The sequence below is a fragment of the Xanthomarina sp. GH4-25 genome, assembly GCF_045363175.1.
Lineage (GTDB): Bacteria > Bacteroidota > Bacteroidia > Flavobacteriales > Flavobacteriaceae > Xanthomarina.
This window is the reverse complement of the sequence record NZ_JBJFLO010000003.1, coordinates 111665-136950: the sequence shown is the minus strand read 5'-3', so window position 1 is coordinate 136950 and position 25286 is coordinate 111665. Positions and strand designations below refer to the sequence as shown.

The 25286-nt window shown below is 31.9% G+C and carries 24 protein-coding genes; 9 read left to right on the top strand and 15 right to left on the bottom strand.

The genetic code is table 11. The features are described from left to right. The first annotated feature begins 78 nt into the window (after positions 1-78). Positions 79-1494, top strand: a complete 1416-nt coding sequence (locus ACI5KZ_RS05210; protein ID WP_109309277.1) for a peptidoglycan DD-metalloendopeptidase family protein — start codon at positions 79-81, stop codon at positions 1492-1494. Between the two features lies 1 nt (position 1495). Here ACI5KZ_RS05210 and ACI5KZ_RS05205 read toward each other — a convergent pair whose 3' ends face one another. Together ACI5KZ_RS05205 and ACI5KZ_RS05200 are read right to left on the bottom strand one after the other, a co-directional pair. Further along, positions 1496-2500: a radical SAM protein gene (locus tag ACI5KZ_RS05205; RefSeq protein ID WP_406847114.1), complete on the bottom strand. Its 1005-nt coding sequence runs from the start codon at positions 2498-2500 to the stop codon at positions 1496-1498. After that, positions 2501-3571: a rhodanese-related sulfurtransferase gene (locus ACI5KZ_RS05200; protein ID WP_109309275.1), complete on the bottom strand. Its 1071-nt coding sequence runs from the start codon at positions 3569-3571 to the stop codon at positions 2501-2503. A 457-nt stretch (positions 3572-4028) separates the two neighbouring features. Here ACI5KZ_RS05200 and recA point away from each other — a divergent pair, with 457 nt between their 5' ends. From recA to ACI5KZ_RS05180, 4 genes are all read left to right on the top strand, one after another. After that, positions 4029-5036: a recombinase RecA gene (gene recA, locus ACI5KZ_RS05195; protein WP_109309274.1), complete on the top strand. Its 1008-nt coding sequence runs from the start codon at positions 4029-4031 to the stop codon at positions 5034-5036. A gap of 92 nt (positions 5037-5128) precedes the next feature. After that, complete coding sequence (locus tag ACI5KZ_RS05190) at positions 5129-5524, top strand: hypothetical protein (protein WP_109309273.1); 396 nt, start codon at positions 5129-5131, stop codon at positions 5522-5524. 26 nt (positions 5525-5550) lie between these two features. After that, positions 5551-6093, top strand: a complete 543-nt coding sequence (locus tag ACI5KZ_RS05185) for an RNA polymerase sigma factor (RefSeq protein WP_406847113.1) — start codon at positions 5551-5553, stop codon at positions 6091-6093. Continuing rightward, positions 6093-7697, top strand: a complete 1605-nt coding sequence (locus tag ACI5KZ_RS05180) for a hypothetical protein (RefSeq protein ID WP_406847112.1) — start codon at positions 6093-6095, stop codon at positions 7695-7697. Before ACI5KZ_RS05185 ends, ACI5KZ_RS05180 begins: the two co-directional genes overlap by 1 nt. Before the next feature lie 133 nt (positions 7698-7830). On the opposite strand, the gene ACI5KZ_RS05175 is transcribed toward ACI5KZ_RS05180, so the two are convergent. Next, the gene (locus tag ACI5KZ_RS05175; RefSeq protein WP_109309270.1) at positions 7831-8571 is read right to left on the bottom strand and encodes a 1-acyl-sn-glycerol-3-phosphate acyltransferase; all 741 of its coding nucleotides are present in this window, start codon (positions 8569-8571) and stop codon (positions 7831-7833) included. 115 nt (positions 8572-8686) lie between these two features. On the opposite strand from ACI5KZ_RS05175, the gene trpS reads away from it, so the two are divergent. Further along, positions 8687-9655: a tryptophan--tRNA ligase gene (gene trpS / locus ACI5KZ_RS05170; RefSeq protein ID WP_109309269.1), complete on the top strand. Its 969-nt coding sequence runs from the start codon at positions 8687-8689 to the stop codon at positions 9653-9655. A 60-nt stretch (positions 9656-9715) separates the two neighbouring features. Continuing rightward, entirely contained in the window at positions 9716-11272 is a 1557-nt protein-coding gene (locus ACI5KZ_RS05165) for a hypothetical protein (RefSeq protein ID WP_406847111.1), read from the top strand. Here ACI5KZ_RS05165 and dprA read toward each other — a convergent pair. Beyond that, positions 11269-12372 (bottom strand): DNA-processing protein DprA, encoded by a 1104-nt coding sequence (gene dprA, locus ACI5KZ_RS05160; RefSeq protein ID WP_406847110.1) that lies wholly within the window; start codon positions 12370-12372, stop codon positions 11269-11271. The genes ACI5KZ_RS05165 and dprA overlap by 4 nt on opposite strands. Before the next feature lie 104 nt (positions 12373-12476). On the opposite strand from dprA, the gene ACI5KZ_RS05155 reads away from it, so the two are divergent. Both ACI5KZ_RS05155 and ACI5KZ_RS05150 read left to right on the top strand, forming a co-directional pair. After that, a complete protein-coding gene (locus ACI5KZ_RS05155) occupies positions 12477-13415 on the top strand; it encodes an SPOR domain-containing protein (protein WP_109309266.1) in 939 nt (312 codons plus the stop codon). Positions 13416-13531: 116 nt separating this feature from the next. Further along, complete coding sequence (locus ACI5KZ_RS05150; RefSeq protein WP_109309265.1) at positions 13532-14041, top strand: acyl-CoA thioesterase; 510 nt, start codon at positions 13532-13534, stop codon at positions 14039-14041. A gap of 71 nt (positions 14042-14112) precedes the next feature. Here ACI5KZ_RS05150 and ACI5KZ_RS05145 read toward each other — a convergent pair whose 3' ends face one another. The 11 genes from ACI5KZ_RS05145 to ACI5KZ_RS05095 all read right to left on the bottom strand — a co-directional run bounded on the left by ACI5KZ_RS05145 (position 14113) and on the right by ACI5KZ_RS05095 (position 25253). Beyond that, positions 14113-14715, bottom strand: a complete 603-nt coding sequence (locus ACI5KZ_RS05145; RefSeq protein WP_406847109.1) for a hypothetical protein — start codon at positions 14713-14715, stop codon at positions 14113-14115. Between the two features lie 61 nt (positions 14716-14776). Further along, complete coding sequence (locus ACI5KZ_RS05140) at positions 14777-15343, bottom strand: hypothetical protein (protein WP_406847108.1); 567 nt, start codon at positions 15341-15343, stop codon at positions 14777-14779. After that, a complete protein-coding gene (locus tag ACI5KZ_RS05135; RefSeq protein ID WP_406847107.1) occupies positions 15334-16785 on the bottom strand; it encodes a hypothetical protein in 1452 nt (483 codons plus the stop codon). Before ACI5KZ_RS05135 ends, ACI5KZ_RS05140 begins: the two co-directional genes overlap by 10 nt. Before the next feature lie 418 nt (positions 16786-17203). Further along, positions 17204-18433 carry a murein hydrolase activator EnvC family protein gene (locus tag ACI5KZ_RS05130; protein WP_406847106.1) on the bottom strand — a complete coding sequence of 410 codons (1230 nt, stop codon included), beginning with the start codon at positions 18431-18433 and terminating at the stop codon, positions 17204-17206. Next, positions 18434-19213 (bottom strand): DUF4292 domain-containing protein, encoded by a 780-nt coding sequence (locus tag ACI5KZ_RS05125; protein WP_109309261.1) that lies wholly within the window; start codon positions 19211-19213, stop codon positions 18434-18436. Beyond that, positions 19213-20574 carry a tetratricopeptide repeat protein gene (locus tag ACI5KZ_RS05120; protein ID WP_406847105.1) on the bottom strand — a complete coding sequence of 454 codons (1362 nt, stop codon included), beginning with the start codon at positions 20572-20574 and terminating at the stop codon, positions 19213-19215. The genes ACI5KZ_RS05125 and ACI5KZ_RS05120 overlap by 1 nt, the downstream gene beginning before the upstream one ends. Before the next feature lie 42 nt (positions 20575-20616). Beyond that, a complete protein-coding gene (locus ACI5KZ_RS05115; protein ID WP_406847104.1) occupies positions 20617-21636 on the bottom strand; it encodes a sugar phosphate nucleotidyltransferase in 1020 nt (339 codons plus the stop codon). A 109-nt stretch (positions 21637-21745) separates the two neighbouring features. Then, a complete protein-coding gene (gene dut, locus ACI5KZ_RS05110; RefSeq protein ID WP_109309258.1) occupies positions 21746-22180 on the bottom strand; it encodes a dUTP diphosphatase in 435 nt (144 codons plus the stop codon). An 81-nt stretch (positions 22181-22261) separates the two neighbouring features. Next, positions 22262-22981, bottom strand: a complete 720-nt coding sequence (locus ACI5KZ_RS05105; protein ID WP_109309257.1) for a DUF6090 family protein — start codon at positions 22979-22981, stop codon at positions 22262-22264. A 50-nt stretch (positions 22982-23031) separates the two neighbouring features. Then, a complete protein-coding gene (locus tag ACI5KZ_RS05100; RefSeq protein ID WP_406847103.1) occupies positions 23032-23787 on the bottom strand; it encodes a DUF6090 family protein in 756 nt (251 codons plus the stop codon). Beyond that, positions 23787-25253, bottom strand: coding sequence for an oligosaccharide flippase family protein (locus ACI5KZ_RS05095; protein WP_406847102.1), 1467 nt, complete (start codon positions 25251-25253; stop codon positions 23787-23789). The genes ACI5KZ_RS05100 and ACI5KZ_RS05095 overlap by 1 nt, the downstream gene beginning before the upstream one ends. Positions 25254-25286 lie beyond the last annotated feature (33 nt).

Below are 25286 nucleotides of genomic sequence, written 5' to 3'. Positions count from 1 at the left end.
AAATGGAATTTTATGCTTTTTAATGCTCACAAATATATTTTTTCACGATGATGCTATAAACCACTTAAAACTGTTATTATGAAATCTAATTTTACTTCCTCTATTATTATCAGCTTTTTATTATTGTCTTTTGGTATAACATATTCTCAAGATTTTAATGCTGTAATGACAAGTGTTGAATACAAATTCAATGAAGACAAAATACCATGTTTAACAGCCGCTCAAAGAGATGCAATTAAAGTTGAAACCAACAACAATATTGAACAATTACGACTTGAAAACAAGTTAGCCTTTCCAGAAGCAAATTGGCGTGGAGGCCATCCATTATTTATTTGGCCTTTGCAACAGGCTGCTGGTTTTAATTATAATAATACTTGGGCAATTTCTGGATATGTAGACCACAATTCTGCTTATCCAAACCAACTTACTGATTATAATTGTGGTACACGAACTTACGATGCTAGTAGTGGATACAATCATCAAGGTGTTGATATGTATTTATGGCCTTTTATATGGAACCAAATGGACAATAGTCAAACAGAAATAATTGCAGCTGCTCCAGGACAAATTATTGCAAAACATGATGGCGAATTTGACCGAAGTTGCAACTTTAATAACAATCTTTGGAATGCAGTTTACATACAACATAACGATGGTAGTGTGGCTTGGTATGGACATATGAAAAATGGCTCTGTAACCACTAAAAATGTTGGTGATATGGTGGCTTTGGGAGAGGTTATTGGAACCGTTGGAAGTTCTGGGAATTCTACAGGACCACATTTGCATTTTGAGATTTACACAAATAATTCCTACACGCAATTGGTAGACCCTTTTTCGGGACCTTGCAATGTTTTAAATGCTGATAGCTGGTGGGAAACTCAAATTCCATATAACTACTCTGGAATTAATGCTGTTTTAACTCACAGTGCTGTACCAGATATTTTTACTACCTGTCCTACACCTGAAACATCAAATACAAGTGATGATTTTGATACAGGAGACACCATTTATTTTGCCGCCTATTTAAGAGATCAAGTAAGTGGAGACAACATCCATTTATCCATTATTAAACCTGATAATTCTTATTTATATGATTGGGACATTACAGTAACAACTACTGCCTCTTCTTGGTATTACTATTGGTATTATTCTGGTGTGTACGATCAAGAAGGTGAGTGGAAATGGGAAGTTACTTATGGAGGCGAAACTGTTTCACACTCTTTTAATGTTGGAGCTTTAAGTATTGAAGAAGCAAATATAGAAACGACGAGTATTTATCCAAATCCTTCTAAAAATTATCTAAATATAAAAACAACTAAAACATTAGCGTCTGCAATGATATATGACGTTAGTGGGAAATTAATAAAAACCATTCGTTTTAATGAAGCTCCTACTCATAATATAGATGTTTCTAACATCTCTAAAGGCATGTATTTTTTAAAGGTTATTTCAAATGAAAGTGAGCAGGAAACCTTTAAATTTATCAAACAATAACTTAATTAAATTCAATCTCGTAATTAAGCCTATTAGACATAGATTTTAATTCCTTTTCAGATTTAAAAATATTGGACCATAGCTGTTTACTCCAACCAATTTTTTTGGAATAATCATTAAAGCTTTCGTTGTTCCAATCGAAACCATCTTTCCAGAATTTTTGTGGAGAGACGTAACAAAAGGTGTAATCGAAAATTAAACTGGATGCGTTTTCACTTTGGTTTTTAGGGATAGTGTTAGGTGCCAATAAAGTAATATGATTTGCTTTACACTGTGTTCTAATATCTTGAATTAATTTTGGGTAATCTGCTCGAATGCTATCTAAATCGAAATCGTTGTATTCGGTATTCCCTATTTTTTGAATGGGACGAATTTGAAGAATATCGAAGCTTTCGCCATTAAAGTGTTTAAAGAAATCGGCTAGTTCATAAAAATTATCTTTATTGAAGGTATAATTAATCCGAACTTTAAAATCGTATTGCTTTTTTAATTTTTCAAAAGCTTTAAACGCATTATGAAATTTTTCATAACTAGCTTTTTGCATAAAGCTTTCGTAGCTTTCTTTATGGACACCATGAAGCGAGATGGTAAACTCATTCAAGCCTGCTTTTAAGAGTGCCTCAATTTTTTCTTCATTCAATAAATTGGCATTGGTGGTAATTGAAATATATGGCACGTTATAAGTTTTGCCTAACTCTACCACTTTTACCAAATCCTTGTATAAGGTTGGCTCTGTTCCACAACCAATTTGAAGTTTTAAAGCACGATTAAAAATGGTTTTCGCTACTTTGTTTAACTCTTCCTCTTTCAATTGTCCTTTTAAGGTTTTTACATAATCGGCATCTGTAAAATAACACATTTTACAACGTAAGTTACAGGCCATTACTGGATCTAGATTGACTGCTAGATAGCGTTGATTAAACGTATGCAACAAATAGAGACCTAAAAATTTAATTCTATGACTTTTTATTTTTCTATTGAGTTGTAAGAGTTTGTAGATATTCATTTATTCTGTTTTTTTAAAAACATCAAAGATGTTTCTTAAATCCTTTTTATACGGCAAATGGTCTGCACGCCCTTTTTTAAAGATATCGTTACTATTACCTTGACCTTTTCGTAATGCTTTCTGTTCTTCGAAAGGTAATTGGATTATTTCCTGACAATTTGTAGAACAGCAGTTTTCCATTTTCTCCTTGCAAGCATCACATTGAATGAATAATAAATGACAAGCTTCGTTAGCACAATTGGTATGTAAATCGGCTGGTTCGCCACATTGATGGCAATGTGCAATTACGTCATCAGAAATACGTTCGGAACGACGCTCATCGAACACAAAATTCTTACCTATAAATTTATTTTCAAGCCCTTGTGCTTCAACTTGTCTTACATAATTGATAATACCACCTTCTAATTGATACACGTTTTTAAAACCTTTATGTTTGTAATACGCACTAGCTTTTTCACATCGAATACCTCCAGTGCAATACATCACCAGTTTTTTATCTTCTTTATGGTCTCTTAAATCAGCTTCGATAATATCTAAAGATTCGCGAAAGGTATCCACATCTGGAGTGACGGCATTTTTAAAATGACCAATTTCACTTTCGTAATGATTACGCATATCCACCAAAACTACGTTTGGATCGTCAATAAGTTCATTAAATTTTTTAGCTTCTACATGAATCCCTTTATTGGTAACATCGAACGTGTCGTCGTTTAAACCATCTGCTACTATTTTATCGCGAACCTTCACTTTTAACTTTAAAAACGAAAAATTATCATGTTCAATGGCAATATTTAATCGCACATGTTCTAAAAACGAAATGGTATCTAAATGATTTTTAAACAGATTAAAATGATCTGCCGGCACAGAAAGTTGTGCATTTATGCCTTCGTGGGCCACATAAATTCTACCTAAAACATCGAGCTTATCCCATGTTAAGAATAAGTGATCTCTAAAAATGTCTGGATTATCAATTTTGGCGTATTTGTAGAAAGAGATGGTCAAGCGTTCTTTTCCTGCTTGCTCGATAAGTTCGGCTCTTTCTTTAGCGCTTAAGGTATTGTACAGTTGCATGCTATACTAATTTTTAAGGTTAAAGATTGTTTGCTTGCAAAGGTACTATTTTTTACGAGTTTATGGGTTTACTAAAACCAAAAAGCACTTTATAAAATTTATAAAGTGCTTTAAGTAGACTAACTCGTTATTAATATTTTTTAATTTATTTTCTAAATCGAAAAAACATCTTTACGAGTTAACCTCCATCGGCTTTACAATTGCTATTAATAAAGATAGCAACCGAAACACCTAGTACATTAATACATTTTTTAAAAAATTTCATAGTCTTTGACACTTTTAAGTTTAAACTAATCATTTATTAAAAGTGAGTGATTCTTTTTTTCTTTTTCACAGTTAAAATTTTCCCACTTTATATAGTAGATGCAAAAAGTATGAAAAGGTTGCGTGATAAAATTGTAAACTGAAAAAAGAAGTAGTATTTTAGCATCACTTTCACAAGATAAAATAAAGAGAAATGAGCAACGAAAAAGACGCAAAATTAAAAGCATTAAAACTTACTTTAGATAAATTAGATAAAGCATACGGAAAAGGAACGGTTATGAAAATGAGCGACCAAGCGGTCGTAGATGTAGATGCCATTTCATCAGGATCTTTAGGTTTGGATATTGCATTAGGAGTTGGTGGTTATCCAAGAGGACGTGTTATTGAAATTTATGGCCCTGAATCTTCTGGAAAAACAACCTTAACCCTACATGCCATTGCCGAAGCCCAAAAAGCAGGAGGGATTGCTGCATTTATTGATGCAGAGCACGCCTTCGATAGAACCTATGCTCAAAAATTGGGTGTAGATATTGATAATTTAATTATTTCGCAACCAGATAATGGCGAACAAGCCCTTGAAATTACCGATAATTTAATTCGTTCTGGTGCTATTGATATTGTGGTTATTGATTCTGTTGCAGCCTTAACACCTAAAAGTGAAATTGAAGGCGAAATGGGGGACTCTAAAATGGGACTTCATGCACGTTTAATGTCACAAGCATTAAGAAAACTAACTGCATCAATTAGTAAAACCAACTGTACAGTAATCTTTATCAATCAATTACGCGAGAAAATTGGTGTGATGTTTGGAAACCCAGAAACTACAACTGGAGGAAATGCTTTAAAATTCTATGCTTCGGTTAGATTAGACATCAGACGTTCTACACAAATTAAAGAAACCGATGGTAATGTAATGGGTAACAAAACCAGAGTAAAAGTGGTGAAAAATAAGGTAGCTCCACCTTTTAAAATGGCAGAATTTGATATTATGTATGGTGAAGGCATATCTAAAGTTGGCGAAATTTTAGATATTGCTGTAGAATTCGAAATTATTAAAAAAGCGGGCTCATGGTTTAGCTATGGAGATACCAAATTGGGTCAAGGCCGAGATGCTGTTAAAGCCTTAATTAAAGACAATCCTGAATTACAAGATGAGCTGGAGCAAAAAATTAAAGAACAGCTAAAAGCTAATAATGAATAACTTAAATAAATCCCGAAGCTTTTCGGGATTTTTTATTATAACACGCAACCTTTTCATGTTTTATGCATCTACAAGTTAGATATGTATTTTTAATGAAAAAATTAATAGTCTATCTATTTGTATGTTTTATTTTTTCTTGTAGCACTAACGATGATAGTTCTCAAGGTTTTTATTATGAAATTTTACCTGTAGAAAGTGCTATATTGCCAGAAGAGTTTACTTTAGGTGACGTATATGAAATTACGCTAACCTATATTAAACCATCCACTTGTTATGCTTTTAATAACATTTATAATACGGAAGATGCCAACGAGCACAAGATTGCTATTGTTACTTATGTCAGTTTGGTAGACAACAATTGTGAAACCTTGGATGAGGAGGTTGAAACCTCTTTTAGTTTTAAAGCAGAAAATAGTGGAACTTATATTTTTAAATTTTGGCAAGGAGACGACAACTATATGGTTGTTGAAGTTCCAGTAGTAGATTAAATAAGTTAAATTAATACGTATTTCATTTGGGTTTAAATCAACTCATACAAAAATGTAGTAATAATGATACTCAAGCACAAAGTGAATTATATCAACTCTTTTCGAGTAAATTGTTTTCTCTTTGCTTAAAGTATTGTAAAAACTATGCTGAGGCAGAAGATAATCTGCAAGATAGCTTTGTGACTATTTTTAACAAAATATCTCAGTATAACCATAAAGGTTCTTTTGAAGGCTGGATTAAAAGAATAACCATAAATACAGCATTACAACGTTATAGAAAACAAGGTGTTTTCGAAATTATTGACGAAAGTAATATTGAAGACGTTGAACTAACAGTAGAAGAAGACGATATATCGATAGATTTTCTTCTTCAAATTATTCAAGAATTACCAGATAGATATAGATTGGTTTTTAATCTATATGTTTTAGATGGTTTTTCGCATAAAGACATTGCAGAGATGCTTTCCATAACAACGGGGACATCCAAATCTAATTTAGCAAGAGCTAGAAAGATTTTAAAAGACCGTATTGAAGAATATAAAATGAGCTTAAACTCACAATCATTGTAATGAGTGATAAAAAACATATAGATCGAATTTTTCAAGAAAAATTCAAAGATTTTGAAGTATCTCCAAGCCCAGAAGTTTGGAATGGTATTCAAGAAAAACTAAACCAACCAAAAGAAGACAAAAAGAAAATCTTTCCGTTATGGCTTAGATTTGCTGGTGTTGCAGCTTTATTACTTTTAATGCTAACAGTAGGTGGTTTGTTGTTTAATAACACTACAGAAAACACAAACAACACGATTAACACAAACGTGGTTGATACTGACAGCAACAAGAAAGATGCAACCAATTCTTTAACCGGAAACGAAATAAACACCCCTATTACAACGTCAAATAATACAGAAAATTCTTCAGAAATAGATGGTTTAGACACCCAATTAAATACTCATTCAAAAAACTCTCAAAGGCCATCAAGTAATCCCCAAATAGCAATAGAGAACTCGACAAAAACCCAGTCTTTAATTAACAAGAATAGGTCTAAAAATAACTCAAACAGCACAAAAACAGCAAACGCAACTCCTTCAAATAATTTAAACAACTCTAGTATTGCTCAGAATACAGGTTCTAAAAACAACGAGGATTCTAATACAAATCAAGTTGAATTTAACAAGAATAACAATACACCCAACAGTAATAGAATAGCAGAAAACCCAAATTCTTCAAATAAAGAAGAAACCTATTTTAATTCAGAATTTGACAAATCTAATGCTGAAATCCAATTACAACAATTAAATAATAACACATCAGAAAATATAATTGCTGAAGTAGAAAACACAGAAGCAGACATAGAAGAAACTGTTGAAGAAGAACTAAATAAAACAGATCTTACTATAGAAGAGGCTATTGCTGCAACCCAAGATATTATTGAAAAGGAAGAAGAAGAACTAATAAACAGGTGGCAAGTTTACGCAAATGTTGCGCCTGTTTATTATAATTCAATGGGAAAAGGTTCGCACATTGACGGACAATTCACAAACAACTCTAAAACAGGAGAAGTTAACACCAGTTATGGTGTAAATGTAAGCTATAATTTAAATAAAAAACTCTCCATACGAACAGGTTTAAGCTCTTTAAACTTGAGTTATGATACTAACGATGTTATTCTTTACCAAAGCGTTACCAACAGTAGTTCGGCACAAAGTGTTTTAAAGAATATTAATTTATCGAGTGGTAACGAAACACTTACTGCTTTAAGCGCAGACAATTTAAGTGTTGGACAAATTGATACAGCCTTAAGTCCTCAATCTAAGGCAGCAATTAGTCAACGCATTAGTTATTACGAGGTTCCTGTAGAATTGAATTATAGAATTGGAAACAAAAAATTAGGTTTAAATCTTATTGCTGGATTTAGTTCTTTTATTTTAAATGGAAATGAAGTGTTTTCTGAATTAAATGACGAAAAGACCTATATAGGTGAAGCAAACAATATAAAAAGTATGAGTTTTAGTACCAACGTTGGCGTTGGACTAGACTATAAATTTTCTGAAAAAGTGAAGTTTAACTTAGAACCAACATTTAAATATCAATTAAATGCGTTTGAAAACACCTCTGGTAATTTCAACCCTTATATTATTGGTATTTATACAGGTTTAAGTTATAAGTTTTAGTTTTTGGTTGGTTAGATTGATTTGTATATTCAATGAATTTGAATAACATTGAAGATCAAAACTAAAAGCTGCTCTGTGCCAAGAGCAGCTTTTTTAATTTAACATGTCATTGATATCTTTTTTAAATGTATAATTACTTTTCAGATTTAAGAAGCGCCTTATAAATAACTTCTCTTGCGCTACTATTTAAGCTCTTAGTGTCTTTTATTGTTAAACCTTCAGTCTTGATAAATGGATGGATTTTAACTCGCATTTTTCCGGGTCCACCACTAAAAAACGTATAAGAAAAGCGTTTTTTATTATCCAAAAATGACATTGGTACCACAGGGATTTGATGGTTAATGGCTAGCCTAAAAGCGCCATCTTTAAAAGTGTCTAAAACAACGCTTTCGTCATCAGGAACGCCACCTTCAGGAAAAATACAAATACTTAAACCTTGTTTTAACCTTCTTTGCGCTCTTAAAAATACGGCTTTTCTACTTCTTTCGGAGTTTCTGTCAACTAAAATACAAGATCGTCTATAGAAAAATCCAAACAAAGGGATTTTAACTAATTCCTTTTTTCCAACAAATACAAAGGGGTTTTTGGCAGACACCAACATCAACATAATATCTGCCATAGATGTGTGGTTAGCTACAAACATGTAACTTCTATTAGTTTCTATCTCTTGGTCATGCTCAATTTTCCAAATAAACCCCATACCAACAAGAATAAATTTCGCCCATAAACGAGCCAGCTTAAAAAAGTATGGATACCAAGTCTCTTTTAGTAAGGAAATAAAAAGAAATGGAAACAAAATGATAATAGGCAAGGCTACAAGAATATAGAACCAGATGCGATATAAAATCCAAAACAAATACTTAAATAATCTCATAAGAGCCAAAACTACTCAAATTTATTGAGCTATTATATCAAAAAAATTACCTTTGTAGCTCATTAAAAATTTTGGAATCACTAATTAATTAAATTCCTTTTCTTAGGAAACAGATATGGCAAGAATTTTAACAGGCATTCAAAGTACAGGAACACCACATTTAGGAAATATTTTAGGCGCATTAATTCCAGCCATTAACATGGCAAACAACCCTAAAAACGACTCTTATTTGTTTATTGCAAACCTGCATACACTAACACAAATTAAAGATGCAGAACTTTTACGTAGTAATACATATTCTACAGCTGCTACTTGGTTGGCTTTTGGGTTAGATGTTGAAAAAACAGTGTTTTACAGACAAAGCGACATTCCTCAAGTAACTGAATTATCTTGGTACTTAAGCTGCTTTTTTCCTTATCAACGTTTAACATTGGCACATAGTTTTAAAGATAAAGCAGATAGACTGGAAGATGTAAATTCTGGTTTATTCTATTACCCAATGCTAATGGCAGCAGATATTTTATTATATGATGCCGAATTGGTTCCTGTTGGAAAAGATCAATTGCAACATCTAGAAATGACACGTGACGTGGCTTCTCGATTTCATACTAAAATGGGAGACACTTTTGTCTTGCCAGAAGGGAAAGTCCAAGAAAACACCAAGCTCATTCCTGGAACCGATGGTGAAAAAATGAGTAAAAGTAGAGGGAATATAATCAATATATTTTTGGATGACAAAAAGCTGCGTAAACAAATTATGACTATTGAAACAGATAGTACACCTTTAGAAGACCCTAAAGATTGGAGTACATGTAATTGCTTTGCTCTTTATAAATTATTGGCTTCAGATGCACAAATTGAATCCATGAAGGCTAATTACGAAAAAGGTGGTTATGGTTATGGTCACGCAAAACAGGCTCTTTTTGAATTGATTATCGACAAGTTTGCTACAGAGCGCGAACGTTATCATTACTACATGAATAACTTAGAGGAAATAGACAGACAGTTAGCTATTGGAGCAGAAAAAGCTAAAGTGGTTGCTAATAATGTTTTAAAACGTGTTCGTGAAAAAGTAGGCTACTAACTTTCAAAATTTTATAGGTAATATTTTAATAGTATATTTAGTTTTTAAAAGTACTATTAAATGATGCGTTTTCTGATAGCCCTTTTTATACTTTCACCTTTTTGTAGCTATGCTCAAGAAGGGAAACGCTTTGCTTCTAACCAGAAATTCTATTTAAATGGAAATTCTACTATCATTGGAAATAGCATTGTAGGTACAGATGCCATTGAACCATTTAATGACGATTCTGAAATAAACGATGTGCTAAAAATGGAATACATAGATGTCGATGATGATCCATCAACATTTAGTTCCAGTCAAGCAAATTTGAAACTTCCAGACGAAACTTCATCTATAAAATATGCAGCTTTATATTGGAGTGCTGTTTATAAATACGATAAAGGCGTTCGTAGAATTATTAATTACGAAAAAATGGTGTATCAAGGCAAAGACGAACGCTCTACAAACGTAAATTCCATTCTCTTTAAACAGCCCCTGGGAAATTACCAACCCATTACTGGACATGTTATTTATGATAGTTATGAAACCGAATTGTTTGAAGACACCAAACCTTATGTCTGTTATGCAGATGTCACCTCATTATTAAAAAACAGCAGTACTTTAAACGGTACCTATGCAGTTGCAAATATAAAAGCTACCGAAGGCTATGTATCAGGAGGTGTTGCAGGTGGTTGGTTGTTATATATTATTTATGAAGATGAAACTGAAACTGCCAAATATTTCACCACTTACAATGGATTTGTTGGCGTTGATAAAACAGCTACAGATATTAAATTTAAAGATTTTAAAACAGATGAAATCGGCGATATCAAAACCTCACTTTTAATTGGAACTCTAGAAGGTGACCAAAAATACAAAACAGATAATTGCTCTATTTTAGATGCAGAAAAAAAATCATTTGTATTGCTTTCATCCAATCAACGTCCAGGAAATAATTTCTTTAATAGCAAAATAACCATTGAAGATGAGCCCTTTTTAGATCGAAACCCGAATAGCACTAATACCTTAGGTTTCGATCTATTAAAAATGGAAATCCCAAACAAAAACAACAACATTCTATCCAATAATTCTTCAGAAACCACCATTCGGTTTAAAACAAAGGCAGATGGTTTCTATCTGTTTTTTGTAGCGTTTGAAACCGAAATTAGTCCTATTTATTTAGAAGGAAAAAGTAACGAAGAAACTTTAGTCGTGTTTGAAAATGAAAAACCTACCGAAATTGTTGACATTGAAATAAAAGAGGAATCAGCCGAAATTCTTGAACCAAAATCAGACGTTTCAAAACCTGTTAAAGTAGCGCAAACCTCAACTCCTAAACCAAAAAGGAAAACAGGTTTAGAACGCATTGAAAGTTTAAAATCTATTAGTATTCCAAATCTTGCAAAAGGCTATTATTTAGTAACTAATGTGTTTTCCGTTGAAGAAAATGCTATGAATTGGATGAAAACTTTAGAAGAAAAAGGTCACACACCAAAATCGTACATCAATCCCAAAAATAAGTGGAATTATATTTATTTAGCCAATAACGAAGATGCAAGTGCTATTTATCAAAAACAAAAAGAGCTTTCAAAATTGGATTATTTTCAGGATATCTGGATTCTTAAAATTAACTTTTAAATAACTTCAAACAGCTTTCCTGGTAAAGGTCTTATCACGCCTTTTAGTTCCATATTCAATAAAACTCCCGCAATTTTATAGATAGGCATATGGCATTCTAATGCAATAACATCCAAAAGTTGTTTCTCGTTATCTTTTAGATAATTGTAAACTACTTTCTCTTCGTCATTTAACTCTACAAACAATTGCTTTTGCACAGCTGCTTTTTTATCCACTTCCAGTTCCCAATTTAATATATATGGAACATCCAGAGGATTAGACAACACATGCGCTTTTTGAAATTTAATTAAATTGTTACAACCCAAACTCTGACTATCGGTTACTCTTCCTGGTACAGCAAACACATCTCTGTTATAGGAGTTGGCAATATCTGCTGTTACCAAACTACCTCCTTTTTCGGCAGATTCTATGACAATAGTAGCTTCACTTAAACCTGCTATCACACGATTTCGTTTTAAAAAATTGTTTCTATCAAAGGGATCGCTACTCCAAAAATCGGTAAAAAAGCCACCATTTTTTTCAACCTCAGCCACATATTTTTTATGTGCTTTTGGATAAATCTGGTTTAAGCCATGAGCCAAACAACCAATGGTTTGTAACTTATTTTTTATAGCTGCCTTTTGGGCCGTAATATCTGTACCATAAGCAAATCCTGAAACAATTACAGGATTAAAAACAGCAAGCTCTTCAATGAGTTTATTACAAAAAGCAATGCCATAAGTCGTAATTTTTCTGGTTCCAACAACACTAATTATGCGTTGTTTCTTTAAATTAATGTTTCCAGATTGAAACAGTAAGATAGGACTATCGATACAATGTTTTAATTTTTCTGGATAATCTGCATCTGCAAAATATAAGGTACTAATCTTATTTTCTTGAATGTATTTTAATTCTTCTTCGGCTGCTTTAAAATGGTCTTTGTTAAATAAATCTCTTAATACCAAACTTCCAATACCATCAATCTTGAGGAGATTCTGTTTTTTTTCTTTAAAAATAGCTTCCACAGAACCACAATGCGAAATCAGCTTTTTAGCTGTAATATCGCCAATATTTGGTATGTGTTGCAAGGCTAAAACAGGAAGCAAGCTATTTTCTGTCATCTTACTTTTTTGATTATGAGACTACAAGTAAAGAATTTTTATCATGTTAATAAATAGTTAAGCCGAATTTTTGTTCGCTTTTAAATTTTGCTAACTTTGTTTTTATGCAATTAGAGTCTTACATCAGCGATTTATTATATAGATATGAATGTGTTACAGTTCCTGAGTTTGGAGCTTTTCTAACACAACGTGTTTCGGCAACCATACACGAATCGACAAATGCCTTTTATCCTCCAAAGAAAATGCTTTCTTTTAACGAGCAAATTCAGAAGAATGATGGTATTTTAACCCATTATATTGCAGATGTTGAAAAAATTCCTTTCGAGGAAGCTTCAAAGAAGATTGAAAAACGTGTTAAAGCGTTAAAGTCTTATTTAATTGAAGGTGAAACCATCTCCTTTGAAAATATCGGTGACCTTTCATTAAACAATGAAGGAAAAATGATTTTCGAACCTTCGTATCATTTAAACTATTTAACGGATGCTTTTGGGTTATCGCAATTTGTATCACTTTCAGTTAAGAGAGACGTTTATAAAAAAGAGGCTCAGGAAATCGAAAAAGTAATTCCTATTGCTGTTACGCCTGAAAGACGTAAGTCTAGAGGTTATTTAAAATATGCTGCTGTTGCTGTTATCGCACTTGCCTTGGGTGGTTTTGTTGCTTCTAATTACTATGTAAACAACATAAACACACACAATCAATTAGCACAAGAAGAAGCCAGTCAACAACTTGAAAACAAAATTCAAGAAGCTACTTTTGTGATTGAAAATCCACTTCCAGCCGTTACCTTACACGTTAAAAAACAAGTAGGTAATTACCACATTATTGCTGGTGCTTTTAGAGTGGAAGAAAACAGCGATAAAAAACTAGAAGAGCTTAAATCTTTAGGTTACGATGCCAGAAAAATTGGTGTAAACAAATATGGTTTACACGAAGTGGTTTATGCTAGTTACGAAGACCGTTTGGAAGCTTTACAGGCTTTGAGAGAGGTAAAACGTTCACACAATTCAGCTGCTTGGCTCTTGGTTAAAAAGTTGGATTAGTCTCTAAACCACATTAAAATCCTGACATTTTATCTTTTTAATTTTTCATTTTAAATTCAATTAGAATTCAAAATGGGCTTACCTTTGCATTTCTATTTAATAAATGTGAATCTATTATGTCTATAAAAACACCTGAACAATCTAGAACCATCATGACAGACTTAGTGCTGCCTAGTGAAACGAATCCATTAAATAATTTATTTGGTGGCGAATTACTTGCTAGAATGGATCGTGCTGCCAGTATTGCTGCTAGAAGACATAGCAGACGTATTGTAGTAACGGCATCTGTAAACCATGTGGAGTTTAATCGTTCGGTTCCTGTTGGGTCTGTTGTTACGGTTGAAGCCAAAGTATCTCGTGCCTTTAGAAGCTCTATGGAGATTTATTTGGATGTTTGGATAGAAGACAGAGAGTCTGGGCAAAAAACCAAAGCCAACGAAGCTATTTACACCTTTGTGGCTGTAGATGAAACAGGACGCCCTGTAGCTGTACCAGAAATTACACCTGAAACTGATTTAGAAAAAGAACGCTTTAAAGGCGCTTTAAGACGTAAGCAATTGAGTTTGGTGCTTGCTGGGAAAATGAAACCTAGCGATGCGACTGAGTTGAAGGCTTTGTTTGATTAACTTTTATTTAAATAATAAAAAGCACCTCTCCTTAAATTTTAGATGAGGTGCTTATTTATATATTAATTATTTTACCATTCTTCTTTTTCTATAATTTTAACTGTTTCCCAATTATCGCCTTTCTTCTCTAATAGAAACAGACCTCCACTACCCCAAAGTGAGCTTCTACTTATTCCGATTCTTAAAGCAGCCTTATCATAGTTTTTATTAAATGAAATGTTTGAAAAATAAAATAGTAAGTCATATTCTTTCCAATCTCTAGATTTTTTCAAAATAATAGTATCTGCAAGAATAACACGATGCCTACTTTTTTTATTAATAGATACAATTGGAATATTTGTACTTGATTTAATATTAATAAAATTATTAACTAAGGCTTGAAATTCTTCATCAAGTTTTAATAATCCTTCTTTATTATTACTTAAAGGAGCTTTTAAAGTAGGATAAATAGCCACATTCAATTTCACATTAAGTATTGAGTCTTTTACTTCTTGTGTAAGTTTCCATAACGAATCATTTGGAGGTGGTGGTGGCGGAAGAGCATACGCCTTACTCTCAATAATATATGATATTATATCTTCTGTGTTTTTAAGCAATTGTATATCACTATTTTCTGCTTTTTGACATGATAATAAAAATATTAAAATACCAATTATGTATATAACTTGTTTCATATTAATTGCAAACTTCAATTCCTAGATTAGTCTCAGTAAATATTCCATATAGACATATAAACTAAGAAACTGAAAGTCTTTTTCTTTTTATAATCTCCCAAGTCTTTTTATTCTTTTTTAATAAATATAAATAAGTAGAACTTGATAACCTGCCATTAGTATAGCCGATTATTACCAACGCCATATCCTTTTTATCATCGTATTTTATTGTTGATAAAAATAGAATGCCATCATAAAATTTAAGTTTACTGGTAAAATCTGAAATTTCTTCCTCAAGAACTGTGAATTTTAAACTTCTTCTAGCATTAATATCTTCTTTTCTTACTTTTAATGTTGAGATAAAATAGTCAACTTTTGCATCATTTATATTATTAAATAATTTAGTATAGTCACTTTTAAAATCAAGCAAAAAAGGATTAACTGCGATTTTTAATGGCACATTGTTTAATGAATCGATAACACTATTGCTTATTGAACTAATTGAATCACCCCTTATAGGAGGGGGTGGAGGCAAAGGTTTTATCTTTGAGTTAATAACTACCTTATATATATCCTTATCTGAATTATCAGAACAAGAAAAAATAGTAACAAAGAACACCAATATTATATAATTTATTCTTAATTGCATATAGTTGTGTTTTGATTAACAATTACTCTATAAACATCATATTCGTCTGCTAAAGGATCAATATCTAATAAATTCCCAGCATCCCATTTTCTTAGTCCATCCCAAGAAAATGATTTATAATACTCTAAAGGATAACTGTTATTATCAAATTCTCTCAATGCTTGAGTAATAGGGTTAATATAATTTTGAGTCATGAATATATGATCGATAGCATCATCAAATTCACCATATAGTTCAGCATAATAAGTATAATACTGAAAAAGTTGAGGTCTATTATTAATATCTACACCACTCAAATATTGCTCAACAAATCTTGCCAGTTCGGCATGTATAGACTCGTGTAAAATTGCTTGAGCCATTTCAACTGGGCTTGTATTTACATCTTCAAATGTAATAACAATGTTATTAGGGTCACTATCATTTGTACATTGGTCGTCAGTTAATGTACATTCTCCTACTCTAAATGTTAAATAAAAATTTGGGTCATTAACAAAAGCCCCAACTGTATTCTTAAATAGAGTATTGTTATCAGCAGTAAGTTTATCATATACACATTTTAACTGTACATTATTCACAAACGTAGAATCTAATATAACTCTATTTGGAAAATCTGCTTCTCCGCCTTCCAACTCTGTCTCAATACCTTCTATAATAAAACCCTGATTATCTGCATTACAGAGTTTGCTTGCATCCCTCATTTGAAAAAAATTAGCTGAATTATTTATCCACTCTAAAATTGCAAGATTGTCTGTTTCTAAACAGCCTATTAAATTTTGCTCGTAGGGAAAATTATATGTTGGAGCTGTTAAAATAGGGTCCGGATTATTTGAAGGACTGTTTCCTGAACCAGACGAAGAGCTTCCAGAGCCTCCACCTCCAGAGTTAGCGCAGGTCCAATCAACAGTAATATAGGCTGCTGTACAATTGCCTCCTGCTGGATGATCTGTCCCACCCCAAGAACTCGTATAATTTTCAACACAACCATCTATGTATTTATTTTCAATAAAGGAAGAATCTATCTCAATGGCTTCAAAAACACTAGTCCCTTGAAATGTATAAGAATTATGTGCTTCTATATATTCCATTGGAGACTCTGGAAAGTATGTAATAAGCATCGCTTTTATTCCTTCTAAACTATCTGTTTGGACAACTATATTGCTAAAACTATTAGGTTCTTGGTTGTCTAAAATGGCACGAAATGTATATGAGGTTGTATTACCTATTTTTATCTCTTTAATAACTGTTGAATCTATTTCGAAATCATTGTTATCAAAACTTCTGCCTTCATTCGATCTTTTCTTCTTTATAGCATCTACTACTTTTTTATACGATTTACTAAATTTTGTGTTTCCATTTAATTCATTAAAAGTGTATTCTTTAATACTAACATTGTTTATTGTTGATTCTATATTTACATCGTCTTCTTTCTGGCAACCAAACACACCAAGCAGTAAAATTAAGATGAAACTTTTAGATAAAAAACGCCTTAGCTTTACGCTTTTAAAATTTTGAATTTTGAATTTTGAATTTTGATCATATTAAATATTTTTTAAGTTTATATGGCATAAACCTAAAAGGTAAATTTATATTATCCTGTACGTAGTACTACGTATATTTCCTGCTTTTCGATGAAATGCATGGTTGTGGTTACGGTTTTTCCGTAATTGCTAGAGGTTTTCAATAATAGTTATAGAGAATTTTAGAGATTCCTCACTTTGTTCGGAAAGACAAACTACATTTATTAAGGAGATCCCGAAACAAGTTCGGGATGACAAGCGTTGCTTGTCACATCTTGTAAATCCAAAAAAAGTGTTTCAAAATGTTATCACATTTTGTAAATCCATGATAAGATTTTCAAGATTACATCTTGTAAATCCAATCTGCTGGGTTTTGAGTGGCGCTTTCTTTAAAAATACTAAAGTTTAATTGGGTTTCTTTGTTAGATGGATTAGTAAACACTTGTCCAATTTCTTGTTTCGTCTTAACATTATCGCCTTTCTTCACATAGACTTTTGCTAAATTTTTATAAACCGTTACGTAGTTACCATGTTGTATTAATACAGATAAGTTTCCGTGTTTTATAGCTTGTACAGCAAGTACTTTTCCGTTAAAAACAGCACGTATTGGTGCATTTTCTTCAGTGGCTATTCTTACACCATTACTTTGTATCATCACTGTTTTTACCACTGGATGTGGTTGTTTTCCATAGCGTAGTTTAACCACACCTTTTTCAACTGGCCAAGGCAGTTTTCCTTTACTAGACACAAAATTATCGGCTAATATTTTATCTTCTGGAGTCAATGCAAAGCCAGTAGAGGCTTTTGTAGTTTTTCCTGCTTTTTTATTGGAACTAGCTATGGCATCGCGAATAATTTTTTCAATTTCTCGATCTATTTTATCGGCTTCTCGTTGCTTCTCTCTAATTTGTGCCGTATAATTATTTAAGTTTTTATTAATAGAAGCCATCAAACTTTCTTGCTGCTTTAATTCGCTTTCAAGTTCTCTTTGAGCTACTCTATTTTCGTCAATTAGCTTTTGTTTATCTGCTTTTTGTTTTAATAAAGCCACATTGGTTTCTTGTAATTCCACCGTTTTTATTTTGATAGCTTCCCCTTGCTCTTTTTGGTAATCTGCATATTGATTGATGTATTGCACACGTTTATAAGCTTGCTGAAAATTACTGGACGATAACAAAAACATGACTCTACTTTGTTCGCTTTTGCTTTTGTAAGATGTGACAATCATTTTGGCATAATTGTCTTTTAGGGTTTGAAGTTCATCTCTTAATTCTGTAATTCTTTTTTGATTGGTATTTATTTCTCGAGTCAATAAATTGGCTTGCTGATTGGTAACCCTTATCAAGTTTTGACGTACACTCACCTTATAACTTAAATCTTCAATAAGTGAGGTTTGTGATTTCTGCTGAGATTTATTTTTGAATAATAAATCGTTAATGCGTTTAATTTCTATTCGAAGTTCCTGACGACGTTCTTCTAACTCTTGTTGTTTTTTACTTTGAGAAAAACCAACCAGACTACTCAATGTAAAGCCTAGTAAGAATATATATTTAAAAGTGTGTTTGAGCCTCATTTATTTTAAAACTATTTCTTCGAATCCAGATGGCATGTTAAAAGGATATCTTAAATTTTGGTTCAAAGATACAGATTTGAACTCCATTTCTATAACCGTTTCTTGGTCTCTTTCCAACACGTTTATCTTAATATTTTCTGGTAGACTTTGCTTATCAACTACCTGATAATTTAAGTAATCTATTTGTAGAAATCTGGCTTCTATAGTTTGTGCTAATTGTTGTGAATCCATTTTAAAATGTACTGGATTTATAATATAAAACAACTCGAAAAGCGCTAATTGTTCTTTAGGTTGAAACAAATATTTTTCATTGTTTACAGACATGCTGTAATCTGTTTTGTTTAAGGTGTATAACGGATTTCCAAGCAATAGATTTTGCACTTTCTCGAAATCTAAATCAGTTCCAAGAATGTCGCTTAAAAAACTGAAATCTCCATCGAAATAGGTATTATCTAATTTGTTGTAATATCGCACTTTTTCGGGAGTGATTATGACTCTAATAATATTAAACGAGGAGCTAATCCAAATAATTTGATCTTTCAACATTCTGAAAGAAACTGTATGAGTTTGCGAGTCGTTTCCTTGAATGTAGGCAACCCGAACTTTAGCCTGAAGAGTTTTAAAATCGGGAGACATTCTTGAATTTTCCTTTATAACTTCTTTTGAAGATACATTTAAATTTACAGAGCCATCAGCAAGTGTTTTTGCAGATTTACACCCAAAAAAACTCACTAAAAGACTTCCAATAACTAGGTATTTTTTAATAAAGGATAGGTTCATTAATTTGTAGATTCTAACTGTTTTGCTTTATCACTAAACGTCTTAGCTTTGGTTGTATTGTTTAAAGAGGTATGAGCCAAACTAAGTTGCTTGTAAAAATCGGCTTCCATTTTTGTGTCGTCTATCACATAATCGATTCCTGTTTCTAAAACATCAATGGCTTTCTGAGGCTTGTTAAGTTTATTAAGAGCTACGCCGTTTACTAAATATAATAAGGGTTGCGAAGGGTATTTTAATAAGGCTGTTTCACTTTTTGATGCAGCTTCATCATATTGTTCTAAGTCAATCTCTAAAAGGAGGACGTTTTTTAAAACCGTATAATTATCTGAATCTATTTTTAATGCTTCGTTAAAATATTCTAAAGCTTTTGGCTTATCGCCTTTAGCTAAATAATATTGCGCTAATTCTATATGACTTTTTTCGTTAGTATCGTCTAAAGTATAACTGGTTGCTTCCACTAAATCTGCTTCATATTCTGGATTTTCACCAACAAATTTCACGAAATCTGACAAGACCTTCATTTTGGCTTCTGGTTTAATTTGAGAACTTTGAAGCACAATTTTCATAGACGCTATAGATTGTTCTGGATTGTTATCCCCTAAATAAAACTTATATAATGCTAAATGAACCAACTGTGAATTTGGTTTAATTTCAAGTAATTTTTTAGCCGTTTCAAAAGCCTTTTCATTATCGTTATTTTCACTGTATCTATAAATCAATGCGAGATAATTTGATTCTTCGTCTGGATTATCTATCACACGTTCTTCAAGATTTTCTATTTGATCTTTTTTACGTCCAGTTGCAGCATAAATTTGATTTCTTAACATGTCTCTTGAAGGTGTAATACCTTGCTCTTTATCCAATTCATCTAGAACCTCAAGTGCCTTTTTATAGTCTTTAGTTCTATAATATAGATTCGCTAAATCTTCTTTATAATCTGGATGATAATTAACTAGTTGTTTGACAGTTTTTATGGCTTTATCGTAATCGTTTTGCTGCGCATACACTTCGTAAAGCGCATCTAAATACCATTCGTTATCTGGTTGTTCTTTTACGGCTTTTTTTAAGGCATCTTCTGCTGCACCAAAGTTTTTTAATAGGTTGTAATTTTTACCTAATTCATAATAAAATGCCGATTGGGATTTATCTAGTTCTATACATTGTAAAAGTGCTGTAACTGCCCGATCGTAATTTTCAATGCCCTTTTGTTTTAAAGCTTCAAAAAACAATTCCTGGGTTCTGTCTTCTACATTGCCTAAATCATCGTCTGGAGTTTTGTTAAAATCCACTTGTGCATAGTTTACCTGTGGCATGAAAATCATTCCGAATAAAAAAATGAGGATGTAGATTTTATTTTTCATATTATGAGATTCATCGCTTTGCTCAGAATGACAATTTAATATTTATTCTAAAATTGAATAATCGCCAATACTAATTTTAGTGAAATTTCCATTGTAATTCACATGATTACCAATCATTGCGTCGTCTAAATTAGCGTTTTTAATAGTAGTATGACTTTGTATTAAGCTATTTTTAACGGTTGAAGCTTCTATCTTACAATTGTTGCCAATAGACACATTTGGTCCAATAGTGGCATGATTTAAAACGACATTCTCACCAATAAAGCAAGGCTCTATAATAGTCGAATTATAATTTTTAATGGTTGAAGCAATCAATTGTTCGTTTCCGTCTGTCTTTAAAAAGCCTAACATTCTTGTGTTAGTTTCAATAGTTACTGGTTTGTTGCCACAGTCCATCCACTCATCAACGGTTCCAGTTTTAAAGACTTTTCCTTTTGCCATCATACCTTTAATACCATCGTTAATCTGGTATTCTCCTCCATTAATGATGTTGTTATCTAACACATGTTGCAATTCTTCTTTTAATATAGCCACATCTTTAAAGTAGTAAATTCCAATAACAGCTAAATCGCTCACAAAGGTTTCTGGTTTTTCAACCAGTTCTACAATTTCATTCTTATCGTTTAATTTAACGACTCCAAAAGCTTCGGGTTTATCGACTTGTTTGACCCAAATAACAGCATCTGCTTCTGGGTCTAGATTAAAATTTGCTCGAATCAACGTATCTGCATAAGCAATAACTGCAGGACCAGAAAGAGATTCTTTGGCACACATAATGGCATGACCTGTGCCTAAAGGTTGGTCTTGACGGTAGATAGTTGCTTTAGCATTTAAGCTCTTTGCTAAGTCTTCTAAACTAGAAACAACATCGTCTCCAAACCAAGCAGGATCGCCAAGCACAAAGGCTATTTCTTCTATAGGTTGGTTTAATACTTTTACAATATCTTTAACCAGTCTGTGAACAATAGGTTGTCCTGCAACTGGAATTAAAGGCTTTGGAACTGTTAAACTATGTGGACGAAGACGAGAACCTCGTCCTGCCATGGGTACTATTATTTTCATTGAAAATTTTATTTTCATTCCCTCGAAGGAGGGAATCTTTTTAATTAATTTTAATTTCTTTTTTGATAAGATACCAACAAGGTTTTTAAAATCTTGCAGGATAACTATTTTATTTAGTTCCTGTGCTTCCGAAACCACCTTCACCTCTTGAGGTTTCAGATAATTCTTCAACTTCAGTCCATTGGGCACGTTCGTGTTTTGCAATCACTAATTGCGCAATACGTTCGCCATTATTAATGGTAAAATCTTCGTTTGAAAGGTTTACAAGAATCACACCAATCTCGCCTCTATAATCAGCATCTATTGTTCCTGGTGCATTTAAAACAGTAATTCCTTTTTTGGCTGCCAAGCCACTTCGTGGACGTACTTGTGCTTCAATACCAACTGGTAATTCAATAAAAAGCCCAGTGCCAACAATGCTTCTCTCTAAAGGTTTTAAAACTCTAGACTCTGATAAATTTGCTCTTAAATCCATGCCAGCAGACGCTATGGTTTCATAGTGTGGTAATTCGTGACTGGATTTGTTGATTATTTTTATGTTCATAATATTTTCCCTTGAAAATGGGAATCTTTTAAATTATACATTTATTTTTTTGAGATTCTTCGCTATCGCTCTGAATGACAATTATTCGTGCTTTTCAATTTCTAATTCTAATAAATTAATTATTGAAATCATTTTTTCTCTTAACATTGGACCTTCTGTAAAAATGTCTCTCATGTAGCTATACACATAGACCATTAAGTTTTCAAATTTATCAGATTCATATAATTTAATTATGTCACTTTTATATATGGTTTTTTCTTCTTCTGTAATTTCAATATTATTGAAAATCAAATTGAAGTCCATTTTAAAGTTATCTATAATAAAAGGATATAAATTGTTTGCTGCAAACTCGTTTGCATTTAATTCTTCTTCTTTGTAATCTTTTAGTAGATCTTGAAATTCAGATAATTCTTTCTTTAGCACATCGTTTGTTATTAATTCTATTTTACCTGAATTAATAACTGATTTATAAATACTTAAAAAAGGATCATACGTCCATTGTTGAGTAACACCTCCCATTAAAGTTCCTAAGTTATCGAAAGTTAATTCCTTAAAGTTATTAGACATTACAGCATTTATACATTTTTTTCTATAAAGTTGTAGATCGTATATATCATTAAATCTAACACGATTTTCACTAAATTCTTGATGAAGGCTTTTAAGAACTTTAAACTCTTCTTTTGCTAGTTGTCTGTTTTGATTCCAATTGTTTACCTGTAATGCCAAAAGAATACCAACCATGACTAAGAAAATTTCTCCAATAGCATATTTAAAATAACGCCCAGTTTTATTTTTTTCCATAAGATTGTAACGTATTTTTCGAAAGAATTTTATCATTTGGTTAGCGTTAACTATTTATGGTTTGCAATTTCTGATTCTAATAAATCAATAATGGATACCATTTCTTCTCTTAATATTGGACCTTCTGTAAAAATTGCTGACATATAAGCAAATGCAAGATTAAGAAGGTTTTCGAATTTATTAGATTGGTAAATTTCGATATAAATTTGTTTTTCAATTATTTTCTCTTGTTCTGTTCTCTCACTAATATTAGTTATGGTCTCAAAATTCGGGGAGTCATAATCGATAAGGTATGGGTAAAGGTTTTCATCAACAAAACCCATTGTATTAATTTCTTCTTCTTTATAATCATTCAATAAATCTTGAAATCTAGTAATCCCTTGTTTTAAAACATCATTAGAGATTAATTCTATTCTTCCTGAACTAATAACAGAATTATAAAACCCTTGATAAGGATCAAATGTCCATGACCAACCAATAACCTTACTGATCGAATCAAATTCTTCAATTGAAAGGTCTTCTATATTGGAAGTCAGTGCTTCCAAAATACCATCTCTTCTAGCTTCTTGTAATTTATAAATGTCATCAAACCTAGTGATGTTTTCATTAAACTCTTGATGAAGACCTTTTAATATCTTTGCTTCCTCTTTATTTAATTGTCGCTCTTGATTCCAGTTATTAACTTGTAAAGCCAATAGAATACCAATCATAACCAAAATAATCTCACCAATAGCATATTTTAAATAACGCCCAGTTTTATTCTCATTTAAAAGTCGCTTTCGTATTTTACTAAAGAGCTTGATCATTACCTGTTTTTGATTAGCATACGTTTTAATTCTTTCTTTTCGAGTTGAAAAACAAGACCTAAAAATACAATTAATGCTGAAACTCCAACAACATAATTCCCTCTAAATCCATAAAAGGTGATTGCTGAAAGACCGATTGAGAGCAATAAATACAATGAAATCTTTTTAAGGTTGTAGGGAATTGGATAGTACTTTTTCCCATAATAATAAGATATCATCATCATAGAAGCATAAGCTGCTAAAGTTGCTAGAGCAGAACCAACATAACTTATTTTAGGAATTAACCAAAAGTTTAAACTTAATGTTATAAGTGCACCAAACACAGAAATGTAAGCGCCAAATTTGGTTCTGTCTGTTATTTTATACCAGACAGACAAATTGTGATAAATACCTAAACATAAATTAGCCAATAGTATAATTGGTACTATTAGCATGGCTTGCCAATAAGCTTCATCTCCAATTAGAATCACTTTTAAAACATCGGCAAAAACAACAACTCCTAATAAAATAACTGAACCAAAAATAACGAAGTACTCAAGAATTCTTGCATAGTTCTTTTTAGGGTTTTCAGTTTTTGCATGACTAAAAAAGAAAGGCTCCACACCCAGTTTATAAGCAGTTACAAAAAGGGTCATAAACATACCTAATTTATAACATGCTGAATACATACCAATTTCAGTTTTTGCAATGTTTTCAGGTAAGAGTTTATCGAGTAGAATTCTATCGAACGTTTCGTTTATAGAAAATGCCACACCTGCAATTAATACTGGAAAGGCATAACGCATCATCTGTTTCCAAAGATTGGTATTAAACGTGTATTTAATTTTGAAGTAAAATGGCAACATTAATAACAAAGTGACAGCACTTGCCACTAAATTGGCTATAAATATATAATTGATTTCAAAATCAGGTTTGTAAATACTTGCTAACACAGAAGATTCTGTTGCTAAATCTTTCAACCACAACAGTAAAAACAGATTTAAACCAAGATTAATAACGACGTTAAGAATTTTTATAAGCGCATATTTTACAGGTTTTGCATTGGCTCTTAACCAAGCAAAAGGAATAATAACCAAAGCATCTAATAGTAAAATCCAAATAACTAGATTAATGTATTCAGCTTTAATATCAATTAAATTTGCTATTTGATTTTGAAATGCTAAAGCACATACAAAAAATAAAAATGAAGAAACAATTAGTGAAATGGAAGAAGTCCCAATGACTTTTGTTTTGTCATCCTCTTTATGAAAAAACCTAAAAAAGGCTGTTTCCATACCATAAGCCAAAATAACATTAAAGAGAACGAAATAGGAATAGATTAAAGAGACATCTCCATAATCTGCAACCGATTTTAAGACACTTTCGTCTGTGTGTAAACGCACTAATAAAAAACTTAACATTCGTGGTAGCACAGTTGCTAAGCCATAAATAAAAGTTTGTTTAAATAGAGATTTTAAAGTACTCAAGTGGTTGTTTTTATGCTGCTAAATATACAGTTT

Bases quoted from the DNA above. Each gene is read 5' to 3' on its own strand.
- ACI5KZ_RS05190 (WP_109309273.1), top strand. From the start codon at position 5,129: ATGAAAAAATTAATAGTCTATCTATTTGTATGTTTTATTTTTTCTTGT.
- dprA (WP_406847110.1), bottom strand. From the start codon at position 12,372: ATGACAGAAAATAGCTTGCTTCCTGTTTTAGCCTTGCAACACATACCA.
- ACI5KZ_RS05200 (WP_109309275.1), bottom strand. From the start codon at position 3,571: ATGCAACTGTACAATACCTTAAGCGCTAAAGAAAGAGCCGAACTTATC.
- ACI5KZ_RS05155 (WP_109309266.1), top strand. From the start codon at position 12,477: ATGCAATTAGAGTCTTACATCAGCGATTTATTATATAGATATGAATGT.
- ACI5KZ_RS05115 (WP_406847104.1), bottom strand. From the start codon at position 21,636: ATGAAAATAATAGTACCCATGGCAGGACGAGGTTCTCGTCTTCGTCCA.
- ACI5KZ_RS05105 (WP_109309257.1), bottom strand. From the start codon at position 22,981: ATGGAAAAAAATAAAACTGGGCGTTATTTTAAATATGCTATTGGAGAA.
- ACI5KZ_RS05100 (WP_406847103.1), bottom strand. From the start codon at position 23,787: ATGATCAAGCTCTTTAGTAAAATACGAAAGCGACTTTTAAATGAGAAT.
- recA (WP_109309274.1), top strand. From the start codon at position 4,029: ATGAGCAACGAAAAAGACGCAAAATTAAAAGCATTAAAACTTACTTTA.
- ACI5KZ_RS05165 (WP_406847111.1), top strand. From the start codon at position 9,716: ATGATGCGTTTTCTGATAGCCCTTTTTATACTTTCACCTTTTTGTAGC.
- ACI5KZ_RS05210 (WP_109309277.1), top strand. From the start codon at position 79: ATGAAATCTAATTTTACTTCCTCTATTATTATCAGCTTTTTATTATTG.
- ACI5KZ_RS05180 (WP_406847112.1), top strand. From the start codon at position 6,093: ATGAGTGATAAAAAACATATAGATCGAATTTTTCAAGAAAAATTCAAA.
- ACI5KZ_RS05145 (WP_406847109.1), bottom strand. From the start codon at position 14,715: ATGAAACAAGTTATATACATAATTGGTATTTTAATATTTTTATTATCA.
- ACI5KZ_RS05150 (WP_109309265.1), top strand. From the start codon at position 13,532: ATGTCTATAAAAACACCTGAACAATCTAGAACCATCATGACAGACTTA.
- ACI5KZ_RS05205 (WP_406847114.1), bottom strand. From the start codon at position 2,500: ATGAATATCTACAAACTCTTACAACTCAATAGAAAAATAAAAAGTCAT.
- ACI5KZ_RS05130 (WP_406847106.1), bottom strand. From the start codon at position 18,433: ATGAGGCTCAAACACACTTTTAAATATATATTCTTACTAGGCTTTACA.
- ACI5KZ_RS05125 (WP_109309261.1), bottom strand. From the start codon at position 19,213: ATGAACCTATCCTTTATTAAAAAATACCTAGTTATTGGAAGTCTTTTA.
- ACI5KZ_RS05175 (WP_109309270.1), bottom strand. From the start codon at position 8,571: ATGAGATTATTTAAGTATTTGTTTTGGATTTTATATCGCATCTGGTTC.
- trpS (WP_109309269.1), top strand. From the start codon at position 8,687: ATGGCAAGAATTTTAACAGGCATTCAAAGTACAGGAACACCACATTTA.
- ACI5KZ_RS05120 (WP_406847105.1), bottom strand. From the start codon at position 20,574: ATGAAAAATAAAATCTACATCCTCATTTTTTTATTCGGAATGATTTTC.
- ACI5KZ_RS05140 (WP_406847108.1), bottom strand. From the start codon at position 15,343: ATGCAATTAAGAATAAATTATATAATATTGGTGTTCTTTGTTACTATT.
- dut (WP_109309258.1), bottom strand. From the start codon at position 22,180: ATGAACATAAAAATAATCAACAAATCCAGTCACGAATTACCACACTAT.